This is a genomic window from Fluviicola sp., assembly GCF_029266855.1.
Classification (GTDB): domain Bacteria; phylum Bacteroidota; class Bacteroidia; order Flavobacteriales_D; family Crocinitomicaceae; genus Fluviicola.
The window spans coordinates 745,001-760,371 of record NZ_JAQSWB010000001.1 but is presented as its reverse complement, the minus strand read 5'-3'; the positions used below and the strand labels follow the sequence as shown (position 1 = coordinate 760,371).

17 protein-coding genes and 1 other RNA gene are annotated in these 15,371 nt (G+C 39.3%); 6 read left to right on the top strand and 12 right to left on the bottom strand.

Annotated features, from left to right (window positions below; translation table 11 throughout):
• Nucleotides 1-336, bottom strand: coding sequence for a hypothetical protein (locus K0S23_RS03635; RefSeq protein ID WP_300354382.1), 336 nt, complete (start codon nt 334-336; stop codon nt 1-3).
• 45 nt (nt 337-381) lie between these two features.
• Nucleotides 382-969 (bottom strand): hypothetical protein, encoded by a 588-nt coding sequence (locus tag K0S23_RS03630; protein ID WP_300354379.1) that lies wholly within the window; start codon nt 967-969, stop codon nt 382-384.
• Between the two features lie 192 nt (nt 970-1,161).
• Here K0S23_RS03630 and K0S23_RS03625 point away from each other — a divergent pair, with 192 nt between their 5' ends.
• Both K0S23_RS03625 and rsgA read left to right on the top strand, forming a co-directional pair.
• Entirely contained in the window at nt 1,162-1,539 is a 378-nt protein-coding gene (locus K0S23_RS03625) for a hypothetical protein (RefSeq protein ID WP_300354377.1), read from the top strand.
• Between the two features lie 337 nt (nt 1,540-1,876).
• Nucleotides 1,877-2,929 carry a ribosome small subunit-dependent GTPase A gene (gene rsgA / locus K0S23_RS03620; RefSeq protein ID WP_300354374.1) on the top strand — a complete coding sequence of 351 codons (1,053 nt, stop codon included), beginning with the start codon at nt 1,877-1,879 and terminating at the stop codon, nt 2,927-2,929.
• Between the two features lie 88 nt (nt 2,930-3,017).
• On the opposite strand, the gene K0S23_RS03615 is transcribed toward rsgA, so the two are convergent.
• From K0S23_RS03615 to K0S23_RS03605, 3 genes are all read right to left on the bottom strand, one after another.
• The gene (locus K0S23_RS03615) at nt 3,018-3,179 is read right to left on the bottom strand and encodes a hypothetical protein (RefSeq protein WP_300354372.1); all 162 of its coding nucleotides are present in this window, start codon (nt 3,177-3,179) and stop codon (nt 3,018-3,020) included.
• A 176-nt stretch (nt 3,180-3,355) separates the two neighbouring features.
• Nucleotides 3,356-4,486 carry an alpha/beta hydrolase-fold protein gene (locus tag K0S23_RS03610; RefSeq protein WP_300354370.1) on the bottom strand — a complete coding sequence of 377 codons (1,131 nt, stop codon included), beginning with the start codon at nt 4,484-4,486 and terminating at the stop codon, nt 3,356-3,358.
• Between the two features lie 250 nt (nt 4,487-4,736).
• Nucleotides 4,737-5,117: a helix-turn-helix domain-containing protein gene (locus K0S23_RS03605; protein ID WP_300354368.1), complete on the bottom strand. Its 381-nt coding sequence runs from the start codon at nt 5,115-5,117 to the stop codon at nt 4,737-4,739.
• 92 nt (nt 5,118-5,209) lie between these two features.
• On the opposite strand from K0S23_RS03605, the gene K0S23_RS03600 reads away from it, so the two are divergent.
• Nucleotides 5,210-6,292, top strand: coding sequence for a Gfo/Idh/MocA family oxidoreductase (locus K0S23_RS03600; RefSeq protein ID WP_300354366.1), 1,083 nt, complete (start codon nt 5,210-5,212; stop codon nt 6,290-6,292).
• Nucleotides 6,293-7,072: 780 nt separating this feature from the next.
• Here the strand turns inward: K0S23_RS03600 and K0S23_RS03595 are convergent.
• From K0S23_RS03595 to recR, 5 genes are all read right to left on the bottom strand, one after another.
• Nucleotides 7,073-8,497 (bottom strand): DUF2971 domain-containing protein, encoded by a 1,425-nt coding sequence (locus K0S23_RS03595; protein ID WP_300354363.1) that lies wholly within the window; start codon nt 8,495-8,497, stop codon nt 7,073-7,075.
• Nucleotides 8,498-8,992: 495 nt separating this feature from the next.
• Nucleotides 8,993-9,398, bottom strand: a transfer-messenger RNA (tmRNA) gene (ssrA, locus tag K0S23_RS03590).
• 232 nt (nt 9,399-9,630) lie between these two features.
• On the bottom strand, nt 9,631-10,359 hold the full coding sequence (locus K0S23_RS03585; protein WP_300354360.1) for a hypothetical protein: 729 nt from the start codon (nt 10,357-10,359) through the stop codon (nt 9,631-9,633).
• Nucleotides 10,360-10,486: 127 nt separating this feature from the next.
• On the bottom strand, nt 10,487-10,876 hold the full coding sequence (gene mscL / locus K0S23_RS03580) for a large conductance mechanosensitive channel protein MscL (RefSeq protein WP_300354357.1): 390 nt from the start codon (nt 10,874-10,876) through the stop codon (nt 10,487-10,489).
• A 221-nt stretch (nt 10,877-11,097) separates the two neighbouring features.
• The gene (gene recR / locus K0S23_RS03575) at nt 11,098-11,703 is read right to left on the bottom strand and encodes a recombination mediator RecR (RefSeq protein ID WP_300354355.1); all 606 of its coding nucleotides are present in this window, start codon (nt 11,701-11,703) and stop codon (nt 11,098-11,100) included.
• A gap of 121 nt (nt 11,704-11,824) precedes the next feature.
• On the opposite strand from recR, the gene K0S23_RS03570 reads away from it, so the two are divergent.
• Both K0S23_RS03570 and smpB read left to right on the top strand, forming a co-directional pair.
• Nucleotides 11,825-12,493 carry a hypothetical protein gene (locus K0S23_RS03570; protein WP_300354352.1) on the top strand — a complete coding sequence of 223 codons (669 nt, stop codon included), beginning with the start codon at nt 11,825-11,827 and terminating at the stop codon, nt 12,491-12,493.
• The gene (smpB, locus tag K0S23_RS03565) at nt 12,486-12,938 is read left to right on the top strand and encodes an SsrA-binding protein SmpB (protein ID WP_300354349.1); all 453 of its coding nucleotides are present in this window, start codon (nt 12,486-12,488) and stop codon (nt 12,936-12,938) included. Before K0S23_RS03570 ends, smpB begins: the two co-directional genes overlap by 8 nt.
• A gap of 2 nt (nt 12,939-12,940) precedes the next feature.
• On the opposite strand, the gene K0S23_RS03560 is transcribed toward smpB, so the two are convergent.
• Together K0S23_RS03560 and K0S23_RS03555 are read right to left on the bottom strand one after the other, a co-directional pair.
• Entirely contained in the window at nt 12,941-13,792 is an 852-nt protein-coding gene (locus K0S23_RS03560; RefSeq protein WP_300354346.1) for a J domain-containing protein, read from the bottom strand.
• Entirely contained in the window at nt 13,792-14,790 is a 999-nt protein-coding gene (locus K0S23_RS03555) for an AMP-binding protein (protein WP_300354343.1), read from the bottom strand. The genes K0S23_RS03560 and K0S23_RS03555 overlap by 1 nt, the downstream gene beginning before the upstream one ends.
• A gap of 110 nt (nt 14,791-14,900) precedes the next feature.
• Between K0S23_RS03555 and K0S23_RS03550 the strand changes: the two genes are divergently transcribed.
• Nucleotides 14,901-15,353 (top strand): thioredoxin family protein, encoded by a 453-nt coding sequence (locus K0S23_RS03550; protein ID WP_300354340.1) that lies wholly within the window; start codon nt 14,901-14,903, stop codon nt 15,351-15,353.
• Nucleotides 15,354-15,371 lie beyond the last annotated feature (18 nt).

Sequence of the window (15,371 nt, the reverse complement as noted above, 5' to 3'; positions counted from 1 at the left end):
TTATACAGCCTGTTCCATAACGCCTTTGAGGAAAATCGTCATTAAATAGGCGTCGTGATTTATGTTTTGAATGGTCCCTTTAGGAAAAAACTGGTGATAAATGTGATCAATAAAAGCGCTTATTCTTCTTGTTTTGCCAAAATCATCAAACTTCAATAATATCACTTCTTCTCTTCGGGGTCCATCGACGGATGAATTGAATTGCATGACAACAGAACGATCCATCGATTGAAATTTAAATTGAAAGTCGATAGCATATACAATCGTGTTACTGAATAGTTCTTTCAATACTTTTTCATCATTTTGTAATGACTTAAAATTGTTCATCTTGTCCATAATTGTTGAGTTTTTCAGGTTAAATTATCAGGCGGCAAATATTTTTTAATCCTTCTTAAATTTCAAGCTGTTTGTACCCTTGTTAAATAGTTTCGGATGAACCTTCAATGATATTTTGAAACCGACATACTTATCCCTTGAGCTGTGGGTTACTATTTCCGGTCCGAATGATAAGTCGCCATTGATCAAATCAAAACCCAGGTGCGGATAGAAAGAAAAATAAGCCTGGTTGTTTTCATTTTTTGAACGGAAACTCGCTTCGAACCCGGCTTTAACAAAGATTAAGGTGTATTGTAAGTTGGCTGAGAGACCAAGGGCATTGTACTCAGGCAGATACTCGATGTAATAATTGTGGGCAGGTCTTGACCAGCCCCAATCATCCTGGAATTTCACAAAATTATATCCAAGCCCGAATGAAAATGTTTCAAAGGTGCTGCATCCAACCTTCACAGAAGGCCCGTGGGCAGTACTTTGCCCATTAGATTTTGATGGTGAAAAAATGAATAAGCATAAAATAAGGAATAGACTTTTCACGGATAATTGAATAGTGAATATTTCACTTATTGTGTACCGGGAGTAGCAGGCGGCAAATAGCTTTATAGGGCTGAAAATAACATGTGCAATTGGTTTCATATCGGTTCCTGTTTAATTGAAGTACCCGGAGGCTTTGTACAAATCTATCCATCAATCTGTTGGACGACAAGCGTACTTTTCCCGTATGACACCGGGAGTTTTCACAGGAGGACAGAAATAATGGTTGATCACAATGTATCCCAAAAAACCGCGGATCATCATTCCGTTTATATACCTTGTAAGAAAAACAATATGTCAGGAAAACACAAAAAACAATTTGGGGTGTGGATGGATGCTCATCACGCAACAATAGCAGGTCTTAAAGACGGAGATGGTACCGAGTTTGTTATCCTTGGAAGAGTCGACAATCCGGGTGCTGACCGGAATACGAATGAGAATGCCGAAAACAACCAGGAACAGGCGCTTACACATAAGTTTTTCAAAGAAATAGCCGCGAAAATGGTCAACATCGATGAGATCCATGTTACAGGTACCGGCCAGGTTCAGGAGCAATTCATTCACTTTCTTTCCGATACGCCCCAGTATAAGCATGCAGTGGCTACCGAAAGCACTTCGAACAGAATGAGCGACGAAGCTTTCCTATTGATGATAACGGATCATTTCCGTTAAGCGGAGGCTCCAATAAACTGTTATACCCCGGAGCATTGCTTTGGGGATTTTTTATTCCCGTAAGTCTGAACAGGATCTGGAATTCATTCAATAGCGAACTCAATACTAACCGGAATTGATAAGCTGAATTAGTTTTTTATATCTTTGTATCTCATGCAAAAACAAATATTCACATATTATAGTTTAGCGGATGGAATGATTGCCTGATTCCGGGTGTTTTTGTTTCTAAAGTCGCCGGCTTGGTAATTTCCATATTGCCAAAGGTGATTTATATGCTGCAAATCATTCGGATGAAGAATTAAGCAATTTTTATTTCATCATTTTAAACTATTAGGTAGTGAATAACTTATCATTATATGGTTGGAACGACAGTCTGTTCCAATTAAAACAAAATTCACAATACAAACATCTGTTACACGGTCGTGTTTCAACAGTAAACAAAACCAATTATGAAGTTGTCACCGAGAGTGGTGTGCTATTGTGCGAACTAAGCGGTAATGTGCTTTATGGAAAGTCATCATTTGAACTTCCCTGTACTGGCGATTGGATTATCTTTCAAGCCTTTGACGATAATAAAGGAATAATCGTTGATGTTTTACCACGTAAACATACCTTGTACCGAAGAAAGAGTGGAACAATAGCTGACAGACAAGCTATCGCATCTCATATTGATAAGGCATTTATAGTGCAAAGCCTCGATGCCAATTTCAGCGTTCGCAGAACGGAGCGTTTTATGTATCAGATATTAGAAGAAAATATACAGCCGGTATTGATACTCACTAAATCTGATCTGGAGTTCGACCGTCAGCAAGTAGATGAATCGCTGAAACACATTCTTCGCCGGATGCCGGTATTTTTCACAAGCATTCTTTCTCCTGAAACAATCCTTCCTGTCCGAAAATTTATCAGCCCGGGAGAATCGGTTGTATTTGTCGGATCATCGGGTGTCGGGAAAAGTTCATTAATCAATGCATTGTGTGAACGGACAGTGTTTTTAACTTCTGAAATAAGCAAATCCACAGGCAAGGGGAGACATACCTCAACCCGAAGAGAAATGGAGTTGATGGATAATGGAGGCGTCTTAATTGATACGCCTGGTGTAAGAGAATTTGGCTTAGCCTCAGACAATTCTGAGGTCTTGGAAGATATGTTCGATGTTTCTGATTTTGCAGAATCCTGCCGTTTTAAGAATTGTACGCATGTCAATGAACCCGGTTGTGCGGTTATCGAAGCTGTAAACAGCGGTCTGTTAGAACCGGAAGCATACAATAGTTACCTCAAATTGCGGAAAGAATCTTGGCATTTTTCGACTTCTGAACATGAAAAGCGCAAAAGGGCTAAATCTTTTGCCAGAATCTCAGATGAGGTTAAGAGAATAAAAAAAAGGTGATTTTCCTAGTATTAAGTTCAGGCGCTCTGCTATTAAGTGGAGTGCTTGAGCTATCTTCTCCGGTGCCAAACAAGCGATAAGTCCCGGTTTAGGATTCGTTATTGTCTTCCTTTCTCAATTTATTGGCCAATTGATTTAATTCGCGAAGTTTTTGCTTGTTTAACTCTTTCGCAACTTGCTTCTTGTTTTTCTTCTGGCCCATTAATTTGGAATGGAGCTTTTTATTATCTGTATTTTTCTGTTTTGACACCTTGCAAAGGTAAAACACATTTGGGAAAGATGAGCTAAAGAAAGCGCTTATTGGAAAAGGCAATCAGTCTTCCTTAAACAGATACGATAAAAAACATGAGAAACAACACCTTCAAAAGGTATCGAAAAGACATAACAGTCACATCCTAATGTCGAAAAGAAATAGGCAATGAATTTTTACTTGTTTAAATCTTTCTTTATTTTCTCAACCCATTCAATTGCATCCTTATTGTCAGGATGACAGGTGAGGTTATATTCAGCAATTGCATATGCTTTTTCTTTTTGCTTTTTGTATTCAAAAAGATACCAAATCATGACAGAGTTCTCTGGTGGAATAACTTTATAGCCAAGATTACCAGAAATCATTTCATAATAATCCTTCAATAGTTTCAAAGCATTCTGAGAGGACGTTTCCGGGTCGAGGATTTCACTCAGGTAAGTCATTTTATACCAATTGAATAAAAAGCATATTCCTTCATAGGTTACAAGTTGCGTTAAACTTTGATGCGATTCATTCGGATGAAATTTCCATTCGAACTTTTTATCACTAGCAGTATCTTTCTTCATCATCGTTTCGGAGAATTCCATTATTCTGCGCATATGATTTGAATGGTCCGTATTGTCTTTTTTTATGCTTGCTGTGTCTTGTGGCATTTTATAAGGCATGGTCTGTCCCATTCCGATATACATTCTATTTTTTCCTAAATCGAATTTTTCTATATCTTTTCTTGCATGTTCATACCATTTGTTTCTTTCGTGTCCCAAACTTGGGTCTATTGCTAAATAAGAATTAAATAAGTTACTGTAATAAATAGCAGTATGTACAACCCGCAGTCCTGCAATAGAATGTCCGATTAACATTCTATATGGCTCTGTTGGGTAGTTCTTATCGATATACGGCAATAATTCGTCTTTTAGAAAAATAGCAAATGAGTCCTTTTCAAATGGCGGATTGAAATCCCTGATGCGATCTGTGTTCAAAAGCCCGACAATAATCATCGGAGGACATTGCTCATTGCCAATATTTGTACTAAATCTATCCACCATCCCAACGATAGAGAAAAAATGATCATCTCCGTCCAATAAAACCACAACAGGAAATTTTTTATAAGAAATATCAGGTCGAAACGAGGAGGGTACGCTCACCCAGAAATCTCTTTTTTCATTTAACGCTTTTGAAAATAAGCTGTCTTTTTTGCCAATAGTAATTGCTGTGTTTGGGTTTTGCGCCTGGCTGACATAGCTTGTTAAAAAGAACATCACGGATAGAACACAGACCGTTTTACAGAGGAGGAGAAAATTTTTCATTATGTCAAAATATTCAGTCGGTTTACAATATTTCAGTAAATAGTTAATGCTTCAATACTACCAAAAAAATCTGAAACACAATACCTTTCGAGCAAACGGGATTGAACCACTTTAGATTTTGGGAAACTGAATGAAATCGGAGCTTGCGGAAGATTTAAACTTGCCCCCCTCTCTGACGGAGTCTGATACTCGTTAGTCCCGATAGCTATCGGGACGTCAGACCTTAATACTCCTTACAACATGTTTCTGCTTAAGGAACTAAAGTTGACGAAATTCCTAAATGGACATCTTTATGTTTTGCCCCCCATTCATCCAATTGCAGGCATATTGGGATGAGCATACTGCTTAAAGGGGTTAATTCATATTCAACACGAGGAGGTACTTCATGATATACGGTCCGTGTTACTAATCCATCACGCTCCAGCTCGCGAAGCTGCAGCGTCAGCATTCTTTCGGTAATGTTCGGGATCATTCTTTTAAGCTCTCCAAACCGTGTTTTATCGTTACTTAAACGTATTAAAATCGGTAGCTTCCATCGTCCTCCCATGAGCTGTACAGCGTATGTAAGATTGCAATCTAAAAGGAAATTTCGATTGATGCTATTTGTGGTATTTTCTTTTCTGGTTGTCATTACTTACAAAATTGTATGTACATACAATGGGGTGTGTACCCTGTAAAATTAGGGTGTTACTTGTAATTTTACAATCAATTGAATGAAAACAAATGAAAAAAGAAAAAATCAAAGTGGGGATTATAGGTCTTAATCCCAACAGCCAGTGGGCATCAAAGTCTCACCTTCCTGCACTAAGCCATTTGTCTGATACCTTTGAGATAATCGGAGTAGCCAATTCTACACATGAAAGCGCGGTAAAAGCTGCAGATATGTTACAAATCCCGATCGCTTATGAAAATGCGGATACCTTAATTGCATCAGCCGATATAGAGCTCGTTGTAATTACAGTAAAGGTCCCTTACCATTATGATCTTGTAAAAACTGCGCTTGAGGCAGGTAAACATGTATACTGCGAACACCCCTTAGGCAATGGACTTGCAGAAACAGAGCAATTAGCAGCTATTGCAGCCAGAAAAAACGTTGTTGCAGTAGTAGGAACACAAATGGCTGTTTCACCGGAAGTGATTTACCTGGAGCGTCTTATTAAAGATGGCTATGTAGGCAGGATTTTATCAACTACTCTAATAGGGTCTGGAGGTCCCTGGTCAGATGAAGCAATTGCCGCTGATTACTATTTGTATGATAAAACAAACGGCGCTACAATGCTAACCATTCCCCTGGGGCATACATTGGCCGGTATTACTAAAGTATTAGGCGATTTTGATACTTTGACTGCAAAAATGATAAACAATTTCACTACCGTAAAACTTAGGGATAATGGTGAAATAAAACCTAAGACCAGTGAAGACCAGATTATGGTGATAGGCCAATTAAAAAATGGAGCTGCAATTTCTATTCATTACCGGGGTGGCGTTTCAAGAGGCACTAACCTGTTGTGGGAGATCAATGGAACGGAAGGCGATATACAGGTTACAGGACCACTTGGACATGGTCAGTTTGTTCCGTTAACCATTCGGGGAGCCAAAGGAAAAGACAGGGAATTAGAAACCCTGCTAATTCCAAATGAAATGGTTGAGGGGTTGCCAGATGATCCGGTAATTAGAAATGTGGCACAGGTTTACAAAAGACTAGCCGCTGATATCAAAAATAGAACAAAAACAGCACCTTCTTTTGAGGACGCGGTTGTATTAGGAAAGCTAATCAATGAAATTGAGCAATCCTCAAAAAGTTAACATAATAGGCTTAAACTCTGGGCGAGATAGTAAGGATTTAGGAGCCTTAAACAAATTCTGATTAGCAAATAGTTTTCGTCACAAATCTAAAACACAATGCCCTTAAAAGCAAAAGGGGATTGAACCGCCATGAATAACCCAATCTATCACTCTGGATCTAGTATAGATCACCTATGGATACTTCCACTATCAAGTATGGATTAAGCATAGAAGAAAGTGCGATAGCACTTGAAGACGAAGGTAACTTCAACAGAAGTTATAACCTGAGGTACCCCACCCTGAGACGTAGCGACTGTAAAGTCTACTACTGTCACGTTTTGTTAAATATGATATCGATAAATTGAACTTCGAACCGAGATTCCGCACTCAAAACGCGCACTGCTTGCGAAGACTGAGGCTTCGTCTTAAAAGACGAAAAAGCCGAAGGATAAGCCCAGAAAGAGTGAGTGTGAGAGCGAGAGAAGAGGTACAAAAAGAAAAAAAGCGTTGTTTAATTCAAATCCCTGCGACTTTTCCGTAGCAGACTTCCTTCGTCAGTCGCTACGGACCACCACAAAGTGAAAAAGCTATCCGTATGGATAGCCTTTTTCTACTTTCGTGGTGGAGAAGAGCGAACGGAAATGGAACCCTCAACGTTTTCGGGATTGGCGTTCGGGTGGTTTTTCGGAGTACAAAACTGTCAACCAAGCACTAAAGTTCATTTTAAAAACTACTTTCGAATTTTGCATTTCCATCCGCCTGACGCAAAACCTATGTTAGCCGCAGTTATTTTTAATCAGTTCATTTTTGACCCTCAATTTCAGAAATAATTCCATAAGCCCTTCGATGTCCAAGACGGTCAGCCATTTTTAAATATTTTAGAGCATCGTTTATATTTTCATTCTTCTTTATGAGTTCAACCCCTAGGTTAAAACAAGTGCTCGCATCATTAGGATTGATTTTAAAAGCCTTTTCTAATGCTTCTATCGCTTCATCATTTCTACCTAACGCTGAGAGTGCACAAGCTTTTTGATACCATGAATCAGATATTTCGGGGTGCAATTCGGCAATTTTGGTGAAACAGATTAATGCTTTTTTATGTTCTTGTGCATATCCGTGAGCAGTTCCTTTTAAACTCAATAAAAAAGGTGAATTAGGATCACTCTTCAGGTTCTCGTCAACCTGAAAGATAACCTCACCATAGTTTCCTTGCCTTATTAATTGGTCCATTTTATTTCCAAAATCATTTGAGTCCATTTGAGTTTTTGGTTCAATAGTTTTGGTAGGCCTTGAATTAATTTTGGGTTGACTTACAGCAACCTCTAATGGAATTTTTTCAAGTTGATTACTCCCTCGCTTCTTTTTCATCTCACTTAGACGTACTGGATATTCAACATTCTCTTCCAATAGATTTATATAATGTCTCCGTCTATCTTCGTTGCATTTTAAACCAAATATTACTTCAACTAATTTATCTGGCCACTCAAATTCTCCTGGATAAGGCTCCACATATCTCCATTCTTCTTCGTATTGCCAGCAAGTTGGTTTAGTTGTAATGGCTTTTTGGAATGTACTGTCAGAAAAAGCAATTTTATGGCTTGACGTATAAAGCTGTCCATTCTCATCAAGACTAAAGCCCATTTCTACATTAAACCCCTTTTTATCTATTTCAGGCAACTTGTCTGAATATATAACAGGTAACAAGTTTTCTGGATTTGAAAGTCGAGATTTCTCTGTTTTCTCAAACCCTAAACAAATCCCCGAATGTTCACCTGCATAATGGGCCCACATTAAAGGGTGTTCTGGATTTACCGATAGACTAAATATTCCTACTGTTAATAACTGTGCGTCAAGCTTAGAAAATAATTGCTCATTATTCGCAGGGTAGTGACCCGTTAACTTTTTCATGATTTCAGATCTATAGGCAGCTGCTTCATTTATATCTTTTAATTCCTTGAATTTCTCAAGCATCTTTTCAGTCTCCTTAGGAGCCAGTCCAAAAAAAGGCTGATGATTATCCATAGATCGTTTTGCTTCAATTACAAATCCAGCGACACCCGCTTGATTCATTTCTTTTATTTTTTCTAATATCCAGTCCTTTCCAATTTCAATTAGAGAACATTCAAAAGGATCATTTAATCCCTCTGCGGTGGAGAGGAAAACTTTTCGTTTTAAAAAAATGTCTTCGGTATATTTTGTGTCAGATTTGTACTTATAGTAGATCATATTATTTCGACTTTATTCTACAATTGCAGCTAACTTGATAATATATGCAACAGTTAACTACTTACACAACCAGTTAAAACTGACTTTTTCACTGAAATTGAACCTTTAGGGATGGAGTTTCAGCGAATAGTTTCTCGTTACGTTAATACCTCAATACTACCAAAAAAATCTGAAACGCAATACATTCCGGGCAAAAGAGAATCGAACCGCTGTCGTCTCGATACTTTCGCCAGTCAGTTCGAGTGCGAAGCGTATCGAGAACACAGGCGAAAACTCGACCTGACAGCTGATTTTCGGAGATTGTAGACTTTGCCATCCTCCTCGGTCCTCCTTTGAAGGAGGAAGCTTGATTACAGCTTCGAACCACCATCCCACACTCAAAACTCACGCTCACTACTCAAAAAGAAAAAAGCAGGGATAGTGTGAGTTTGAGAGTGAGTATTGAGGGACAAAAAGAAAAAAGCCCAGACGATAAATGTCTGGGCTTTTTTCTTTTTGTGGAGTCGGAGGGGTTCGAACCCTCGTCCAAACAATGGTTCCGAATGTCTTCTACATGCTTATTTTTTGATTAATTGTCGGGATGGATTCGGACAAAAACACCCAAGATCCAACCGTAGCTTCTGAGATCTCACACCTTGCGCGAAGCTCGCTCAGTGCCAGATTTTCTAAAATGATTCCCCTTGGCCTGCTGATCGAAAATCAGAATCGTGCAGAGGAGAAACTTGTCCGTGTACTAAACTTCCACTGGATTAAGCCTTATTTACATTCAGTAAATTAAGCAGCAAGTGCGTATGACGTATTGTCAATTATTGTTCGCAGCAAGATATTTAAGAGCTTCACTACAACGCTCTGCATGCTTCCCACCGAAATCTCGATTGCTGTCAAATCCAATGTCGACCCCAGTTGTAACAGTACAAAATTACAAAGAAAATATGGATTTGTGATCTTAAGTTTTGTTAAGCAAAAAAGGGGGGCTAAAGCAAGGTTGTTTTGAAATAGGAGATCTGATTTTTTAGAATTCCGCGCTTTCTGGTTGCATGTTCGCGATATTAGGTACAGCCCTTTATTTACTTGGGCCGTAAGCTTATTTTTAAACATAAAAAATCCCGGCTCAAGCCAGGATCTTTTAGTATCTATTCTTCTTCATCGTCTTCTTCTTTATCTTCCCAGTCGTCCTCATCGTCGTAGTCTTCATCAGAATCCTCGTCTTTGTTTACGATGTATTTACGATAATCTTCTTCTTCGTCTTCTTCTCCGTTTCTTCCGAACAAGTCCAATTCTTCATCGGATAAATCGTCATCGTTTATAAACAGGTTGTCTTTCCCGCTTTTCCGGTAAGCTTCCATTTTGGTTTTCTTCGGGGCATCTTTCCCTCCGCGAACGTCTTTTTCTTTCTTACGTTCAACTTTCATCGGATTTACTTCGTCGGGATTGAAGATCTTGCCGGGTTTTGTATCATCCAGCTTTTTGTAATCAGTCTTCAAATCAGAAACTGTAGAGCTTCTGTCTTCTCTCGGACGATCATTTCTAACAAAAGGTCTGTCAGCCGGGCGAGGGGAGTCGCCTGACGGTTTTCCTCCTGAAGAGCGGTCATCTGCTTTTTTAACGGCTATGTTTCGTCCGTTAATTGCATAGTTGTCTAAAGCTTCAATTGCTTGGTCAGCTTCTGATTCATCAGCCATTTCGACAAAAGCAAAGCCTCTGGGCTTGCCTGTCTCACGGTCTTTTGCAATGGTAACACGATTTACACGACCGTGTTCTTCAAAAAGGGATTTCAACTCGTCTTCTGTTGTGTTGAAATCAAGTTTTGCCACAAAAATACTTGTCATCGGTATTTGAATATTCTCTTTTGCGCCCCACATGAGGCTGTTGTTTCGAACGAAGATATATAAATTTTCAAATCCACAAAACTTTGAACGCGATTTCTGTCAAACCAATTAGTTATTGGCGTCATCAACTGTTTTAATGGATCTGATTTTAATTCGCATTTTACCTGTTTTTTAGCAGATCGCGAATCTCCGTTAAAAGCTTCTCTTCGTTGGAAGGTTCCACTGGCGGAGCGGGAGTTTCATCTTCTTTCTTCTTGCGTAAAGTTAACGCTCTGTTCATTCCTTTGACCATTAAAAAAATACAGAATGAAACAACTAGGAAATTAATTACTGAGGCAATAAATTTGCCATACATAACACCTCCGTCCGTTTTGATCTCTTCTAATTTATGGACATTCAAGGTAGTCATCACAGGTTTTAAAATCAACGGAGTGATAATATCCGTTACCAGGGAAGTAACAATAGCTCCGAATGCTGTCCCTAAAATTACCGCAACGGCTAAATCAACCACGTTTCCACGCATGATGAATGCCTTGAATTCTTTTAACATAACTCTAAGTTTGAAGTCTGATCAAATATAGTATTTTCAAGTAAAAATGAGAACAAAAACAGATACGGTGTTTTACATTGGAAGTATGGAACTTTTTGTAAGGAAAGAAATTCCCTTATACAAATCCTCACATAATCAGAATCTGCGAAAATCCTTTTAATCTGCGTGCAAGAAAACTCGCGCAGATTTGATAGATTAATGCAGATAATTACTGGTTTTGATTACGACTGAAAGGGAATGCGTTGCTGAATGGAACGGGATAAAGTGATCTCATCGGCATACTGGATCTCTGAACCAACCGCAATTCCGCGGGAAAGGGTAGTGATCTGTACGTTGGATGCATGCAGTTTTTTATACAGGAAGAAATTCGTCGTGTCACCTTCCATTGTTGGGCTTAGTGCAAGAATAATTTCGTCTGCCTGTCCTGCAGTGCATTTGTCAACCAAAGGCTGTATAAACAGGTCATTCGGCCCGATTCCGTCCATGGGTGAAATAATTCCGCCCAGTACGTGGTAAATTCCCTGGTAGGTTCCGGTGCTTTCAATTGCCATTACGTCGCGGATATCTTCAACAACACAGATCAGTCGGTGATTGCGCTTTTCGTTGGAACAAATGGAGCAAACAGGGGTGTCTGAAATATTTCCGCAGGAAGTACAACTCTGAACGTGGGTTTTAAGCTGTTGCAATACATCCCCGAAACGTTCCAGTTCTTCCGGGTCACGCTTCAGTAAATTCAATACCAAACGCAAAGCAGTCCTTTTACCGATGCCTGGTAAGGAACTAAATTGCTCTACAGCTTCTTCAACGTATTTCGATGGAATATTCATCGCTTCAAAAGTAAGGATTTTAGCTCGTTTTCTGCCTCTTCCGGATGAAGCCGGATTAATTTTAGCGGTCTATTCGGAAGAAGTACTTGTGTTTTCTGGCTTGAAGCAGTACTTTCGCAGAGTGGAATTAATACAATTTGATTTTTTAGGTTTACATCTCCAGGAACCGATGGCCCTTCTTTTTAATTGGGTAATTGCAGGCTTTTGTTTTTATGCTTTTAAAAAACTGGGGGAGTTCAGGAATGAAGCAAACTTCTATTGGAGACTTTTTTACCTGACATTTGGTATTTCTACCGTTTTTGGTGGTTTGGGACATTTATTCTTTCAATATACCGGTTTTCCGGGGAAGTATCCTTGCTGGATCCTGGGGTGTGTCGCTAATGGCTTTGCTGCAATGGGAATGCTTCATTTTAAAGGGATTTCAGAACCTAAAAAAATAGCCTTTCAACTTATTTGGATCAAATGCGTCATATTATGCAGCGCTTCCATTCTTACGAATAAATTCATTTTTGTAGCTGTTGATGCAATTGTTACGTATATCGGCTACACAGGTGTATATGCTTATATTTTGATGAAGCGAACGGAAAAAGCAGCATTTCTAAAGAATATGATCATTGCAGTAGTGATTTTGACACCTTCTGCATTTATATTTGGATTGAAAATCAATATCCACCAATGGTTGAATAAGGATGACTTGAGTCATCTTTTAATGATTGTCACGATTTATTATTTTTATCGTGGCTTAAAAGAGTGGGGGAAACAAAATGCCCTGCAGGCAGAAAATGGCTAAGAACGAAGTAAATATTAAGAATAAACGCGCCCGGTTTGAATTTCAGTTAGATGAAGTTTTTACGGCAGGAATGGTGCTGTCCGGTACTGAGATAAAGAGTATCCGAAACGGCAAGGCGAGTATTTTGGAAGCCTATTGTATCGTGGATAACGGGCAGGTATTTATCCGGAATATGCATGTTTCACCTTATGAAAATGGTTCGTTCTACAATCATATGGCGCGTTCCGACAGAAAGTTATTGCTCAATAAGAAGGAAATCAAGAAGCTGGAAAAGTGGGTGAAAACAAAAGGAAATACGATTGTTCCGTTGAAACTGTTTTTATCTGAAAAAGGCTGGTTGAAACTGGAATTGGCAACAGGTGTCGGTAAGAAATTACACGATAAACGCAATGATCTGAAAGAAAAAGACGACAAGCGCGATATGGATCGTGCAATGAAACGATAAGCCTACAAAAATCCGAAACTTAATAAATGAATGATCCGCTCTTGTGTAAGCAGGATGTAGGCTGCGATTGTTCCGATTCCCCAAAATGAAAGGTGGTACAGGAAAACAAAAGTGAGTGTTTTTTTACGTCTCAAATAGGGGTAAAGCGGAACAAGAAAAAGGATAATGAGCGCAAAACGTATGCTCCCGATGTGAAAATCAAAGATTGTGCGGTACCTTGCGAAATCATCGGAAGAGATCATTTTTACCGGTGTATGCAAAAACCAGGTTGTTTCCAGAATGACTTCAGGATAGGTATAACGCCAGACATTGGTATTTTGAACATAATATTTTCCCCTTTCTTGAAGCTCAATGCTGGTGATATTGCTCATGATAATCCCATTGTTGATTGATTTGGAATAACCTGTCAGGACATCATCTTCATAATGAAATGGCAGGAAATATTCTGTCGACATAGCCAACGCAAGTACCAGAGAAATACGCATGATATACTTGTAAATACTCCAGCGCATGCCTGTTGTGAGTGAAATGAAATAAAGGTTATTGTCTTGTTCCTGTTGTTTTTGTTGGCGCTCGAACCTCATTTTTGCTACCCGCATGCGCTCCAGGCGCTCTTCTTCCGATTCTTTACCTGATCTCCTGGATTCTCTCTTTTCTGCCTGATCATCCTTGTAATCCGGGTTTAAAAGGATTTCTACCGCTCTTCCAAGTTTGATGAACACTTCGTGAGCCATAGGGTCCGGGTTTACGTCCGGATGTAGGCGCAGGGCAAGTTTTTTATATTGTTTTCGGATCTCAGCATCACTGGAGCTGGAAGGAATTCCTAGTAAACGAAAACATTCTGCCCTGGTCATTACAAAATCGAGTTTAAAGTTTCTTTCCGGCGGATCTTACCGTTTTCAGTTTTCAAAACGGGAGATACCAACTGTTGTTTGGGTGCTGCATATTTACCAAACTTTTCCCGGATAACCACCTGGATCTGTTTGAATTTTTCTTCCGGAAGTGCTTTTTCAAGAATCAGAACACAGGCTTCCCCGAGCATTTCATGCGGAAGTCCGCCGATAATAAAGGGAATGTCTATAAACGGATCAATTGCTTGTTCTATGTTCTCCGGGTGGATTTTGATTCCGCCGCTGTTTATTACAAAATCTGCCCGACCGAGCCATTCAAAATGGCTTGAATCATGTAAACGAACGATATCATTTGTAAGCAGGCGCTCGATCCCGAGTTTTGAATCTGTGATCACCAAACAATCATCGGAAATTTCCAGTTCAACTCCTTCAAGGGCTTCGTAAACCGGGTTTCCCATTTTTCGTAAAGCAATGTGTGAAACCGTTTCGGTCATACCAAAGCCAATATAAACCTGTGGATTTACAGATGAAAGTATTTTTTCCAATTCAATGGAAAGTCCCATTCCTCCGAGCAGTATGTAATCAAAAAGATCCAGTTTCTCAGGTGTTTCTTCCAGAATGCGCTTTACCTGGTAAGGAACAAGGGAAATGAAGGAATAATGGGATTTGTTGCTTAAATCGCTTATGGGATTGGCTCCCGGTTCTGTAACTTCAATGGAGTAATCACCTGTAAGTGCACGGATCAGCATCATTTTTCCTCCGATTGTATTGGGGGATAAGGACATTAAAACCTTCGAGTTTACATCCAGGCCAAAAAATGAATTGGTGCGTCTGGCTGAAGCTTCCAGTTGTGCCCTGGTGAGCGTAATGGATTTGGGTGTTCCGGTTGAACCGCTTGTCTTTGTTGTGTAATGTGCAGACTGTTCGTTCCATAATTCAATAAGTGCCCGGATTTCCTTTTGTGTTTCTGCAGAACAACTGGTGTAATTTACTTCAAACATTGATTTGGAACAAAAATTGAGAGATTAACGCTAATTAGTAATTGGGCATTCGCAATTAGGAATTATAATCGCTAATTTAGACAAAGATTATGACTCGTAAAAACCAACATATGAAATTTATAGTATTGCTTCTGACAGGACTTTCGTTCTTCGCTTTTTCTTTCCGTTCAGTAAATAATTATCCGGAATCTAAAGAATTGACAACAAGCAGTTTGTCCGGGATTAAGTTTTCTAAAATGTCTTTTGAGAAGGCGATCAAACAGGCTAAATCTTCGGGGAAACTCATTTTTATTGATGTTCACACAAGCTGGTGCGGACCTTGTAAGGAAATGGCGAAAACAACTTTTACGGATCAGGAAGTAGGGAAGGTCTTCAACCAAAAATTCATTAATTTGAAGATCGATGCGGAACAAGATGCTGATGGACCTATGATCTCCAAAGCATATACGGTTTCTGCTTATCCTACCTTACTCTTTATCAATGGTGAAGGAAAATTGGTTCGGAAATTAGTGGGAAAACAAAGCAAAGAGAAGTTATTGGCTGCAGTTTCTTCAATGAAATAAAATCTATAAGTGACGCGA

What these genes read in the sequence shown, in the direction of transcription:
- K0S23_RS03635 (WP_300354382.1), bottom strand. Translation starts at nt 336, where the DNA reads ATGGACAAGATGAACAATTTTAAGTCATTACAAAATGATGAAAAAGTA.
- K0S23_RS03630 (WP_300354379.1), bottom strand. Translation starts at nt 969, where the DNA reads ATGAAACCAATTGCACATGTTATTTTCAGCCCTATAAAGCTATTTGCC.
- K0S23_RS03625 (WP_300354377.1), top strand. Translation starts at nt 1,162, where the DNA reads ATGTCAGGAAAACACAAAAAACAATTTGGGGTGTGGATGGATGCTCAT.
- K0S23_RS03610 (WP_300354370.1), bottom strand. Translation starts at nt 4,486, where the DNA reads ATGAAAAATTTTCTCCTCCTCTGTAAAACGGTCTGTGTTCTATCCGTG.
- K0S23_RS03605 (WP_300354368.1), bottom strand. Translation starts at nt 5,117, where the DNA reads ATGACAACCAGAAAAGAAAATACCACAAATAGCATCAATCGAAATTTC.
- K0S23_RS03600 (WP_300354366.1), top strand. Translation starts at nt 5,210, where the DNA reads ATGAAAAAAGAAAAAATCAAAGTGGGGATTATAGGTCTTAATCCCAAC.
- K0S23_RS03595 (WP_300354363.1), bottom strand. Translation starts at nt 8,497, where the DNA reads ATGATCTACTATAAGTACAAATCTGACACAAAATATACCGAAGACATT.
- K0S23_RS03585 (WP_300354360.1), bottom strand. Translation starts at nt 10,359, where the DNA reads ATGTGGGGCGCAAAAGAGAATATTCAAATACCGATGACAAGTATTTTT.
- mscL (WP_300354357.1), bottom strand. Translation starts at nt 10,876, where the DNA reads ATGTTAAAAGAATTCAAGGCATTCATCATGCGTGGAAACGTGGTTGAT.
- recR (WP_300354355.1), bottom strand. Translation starts at nt 11,703, where the DNA reads ATGAATATTCCATCGAAATACGTTGAAGAAGCTGTAGAGCAATTTAGT.
- smpB (WP_300354349.1), top strand. Translation starts at nt 12,486, where the DNA reads ATGGCTAAGAACGAAGTAAATATTAAGAATAAACGCGCCCGGTTTGAA.
- K0S23_RS03560 (WP_300354346.1), bottom strand. Translation starts at nt 13,792, where the DNA reads ATGACCAGGGCAGAATGTTTTCGTTTACTAGGAATTCCTTCCAGCTCC.
- K0S23_RS03555 (WP_300354343.1), bottom strand. Translation starts at nt 14,790, where the DNA reads ATGTTTGAAGTAAATTACACCAGTTGTTCTGCAGAAACACAAAAGGAA.
- K0S23_RS03550 (WP_300354340.1), top strand. Translation starts at nt 14,901, where the DNA reads ATGAAATTTATAGTATTGCTTCTGACAGGACTTTCGTTCTTCGCTTTT.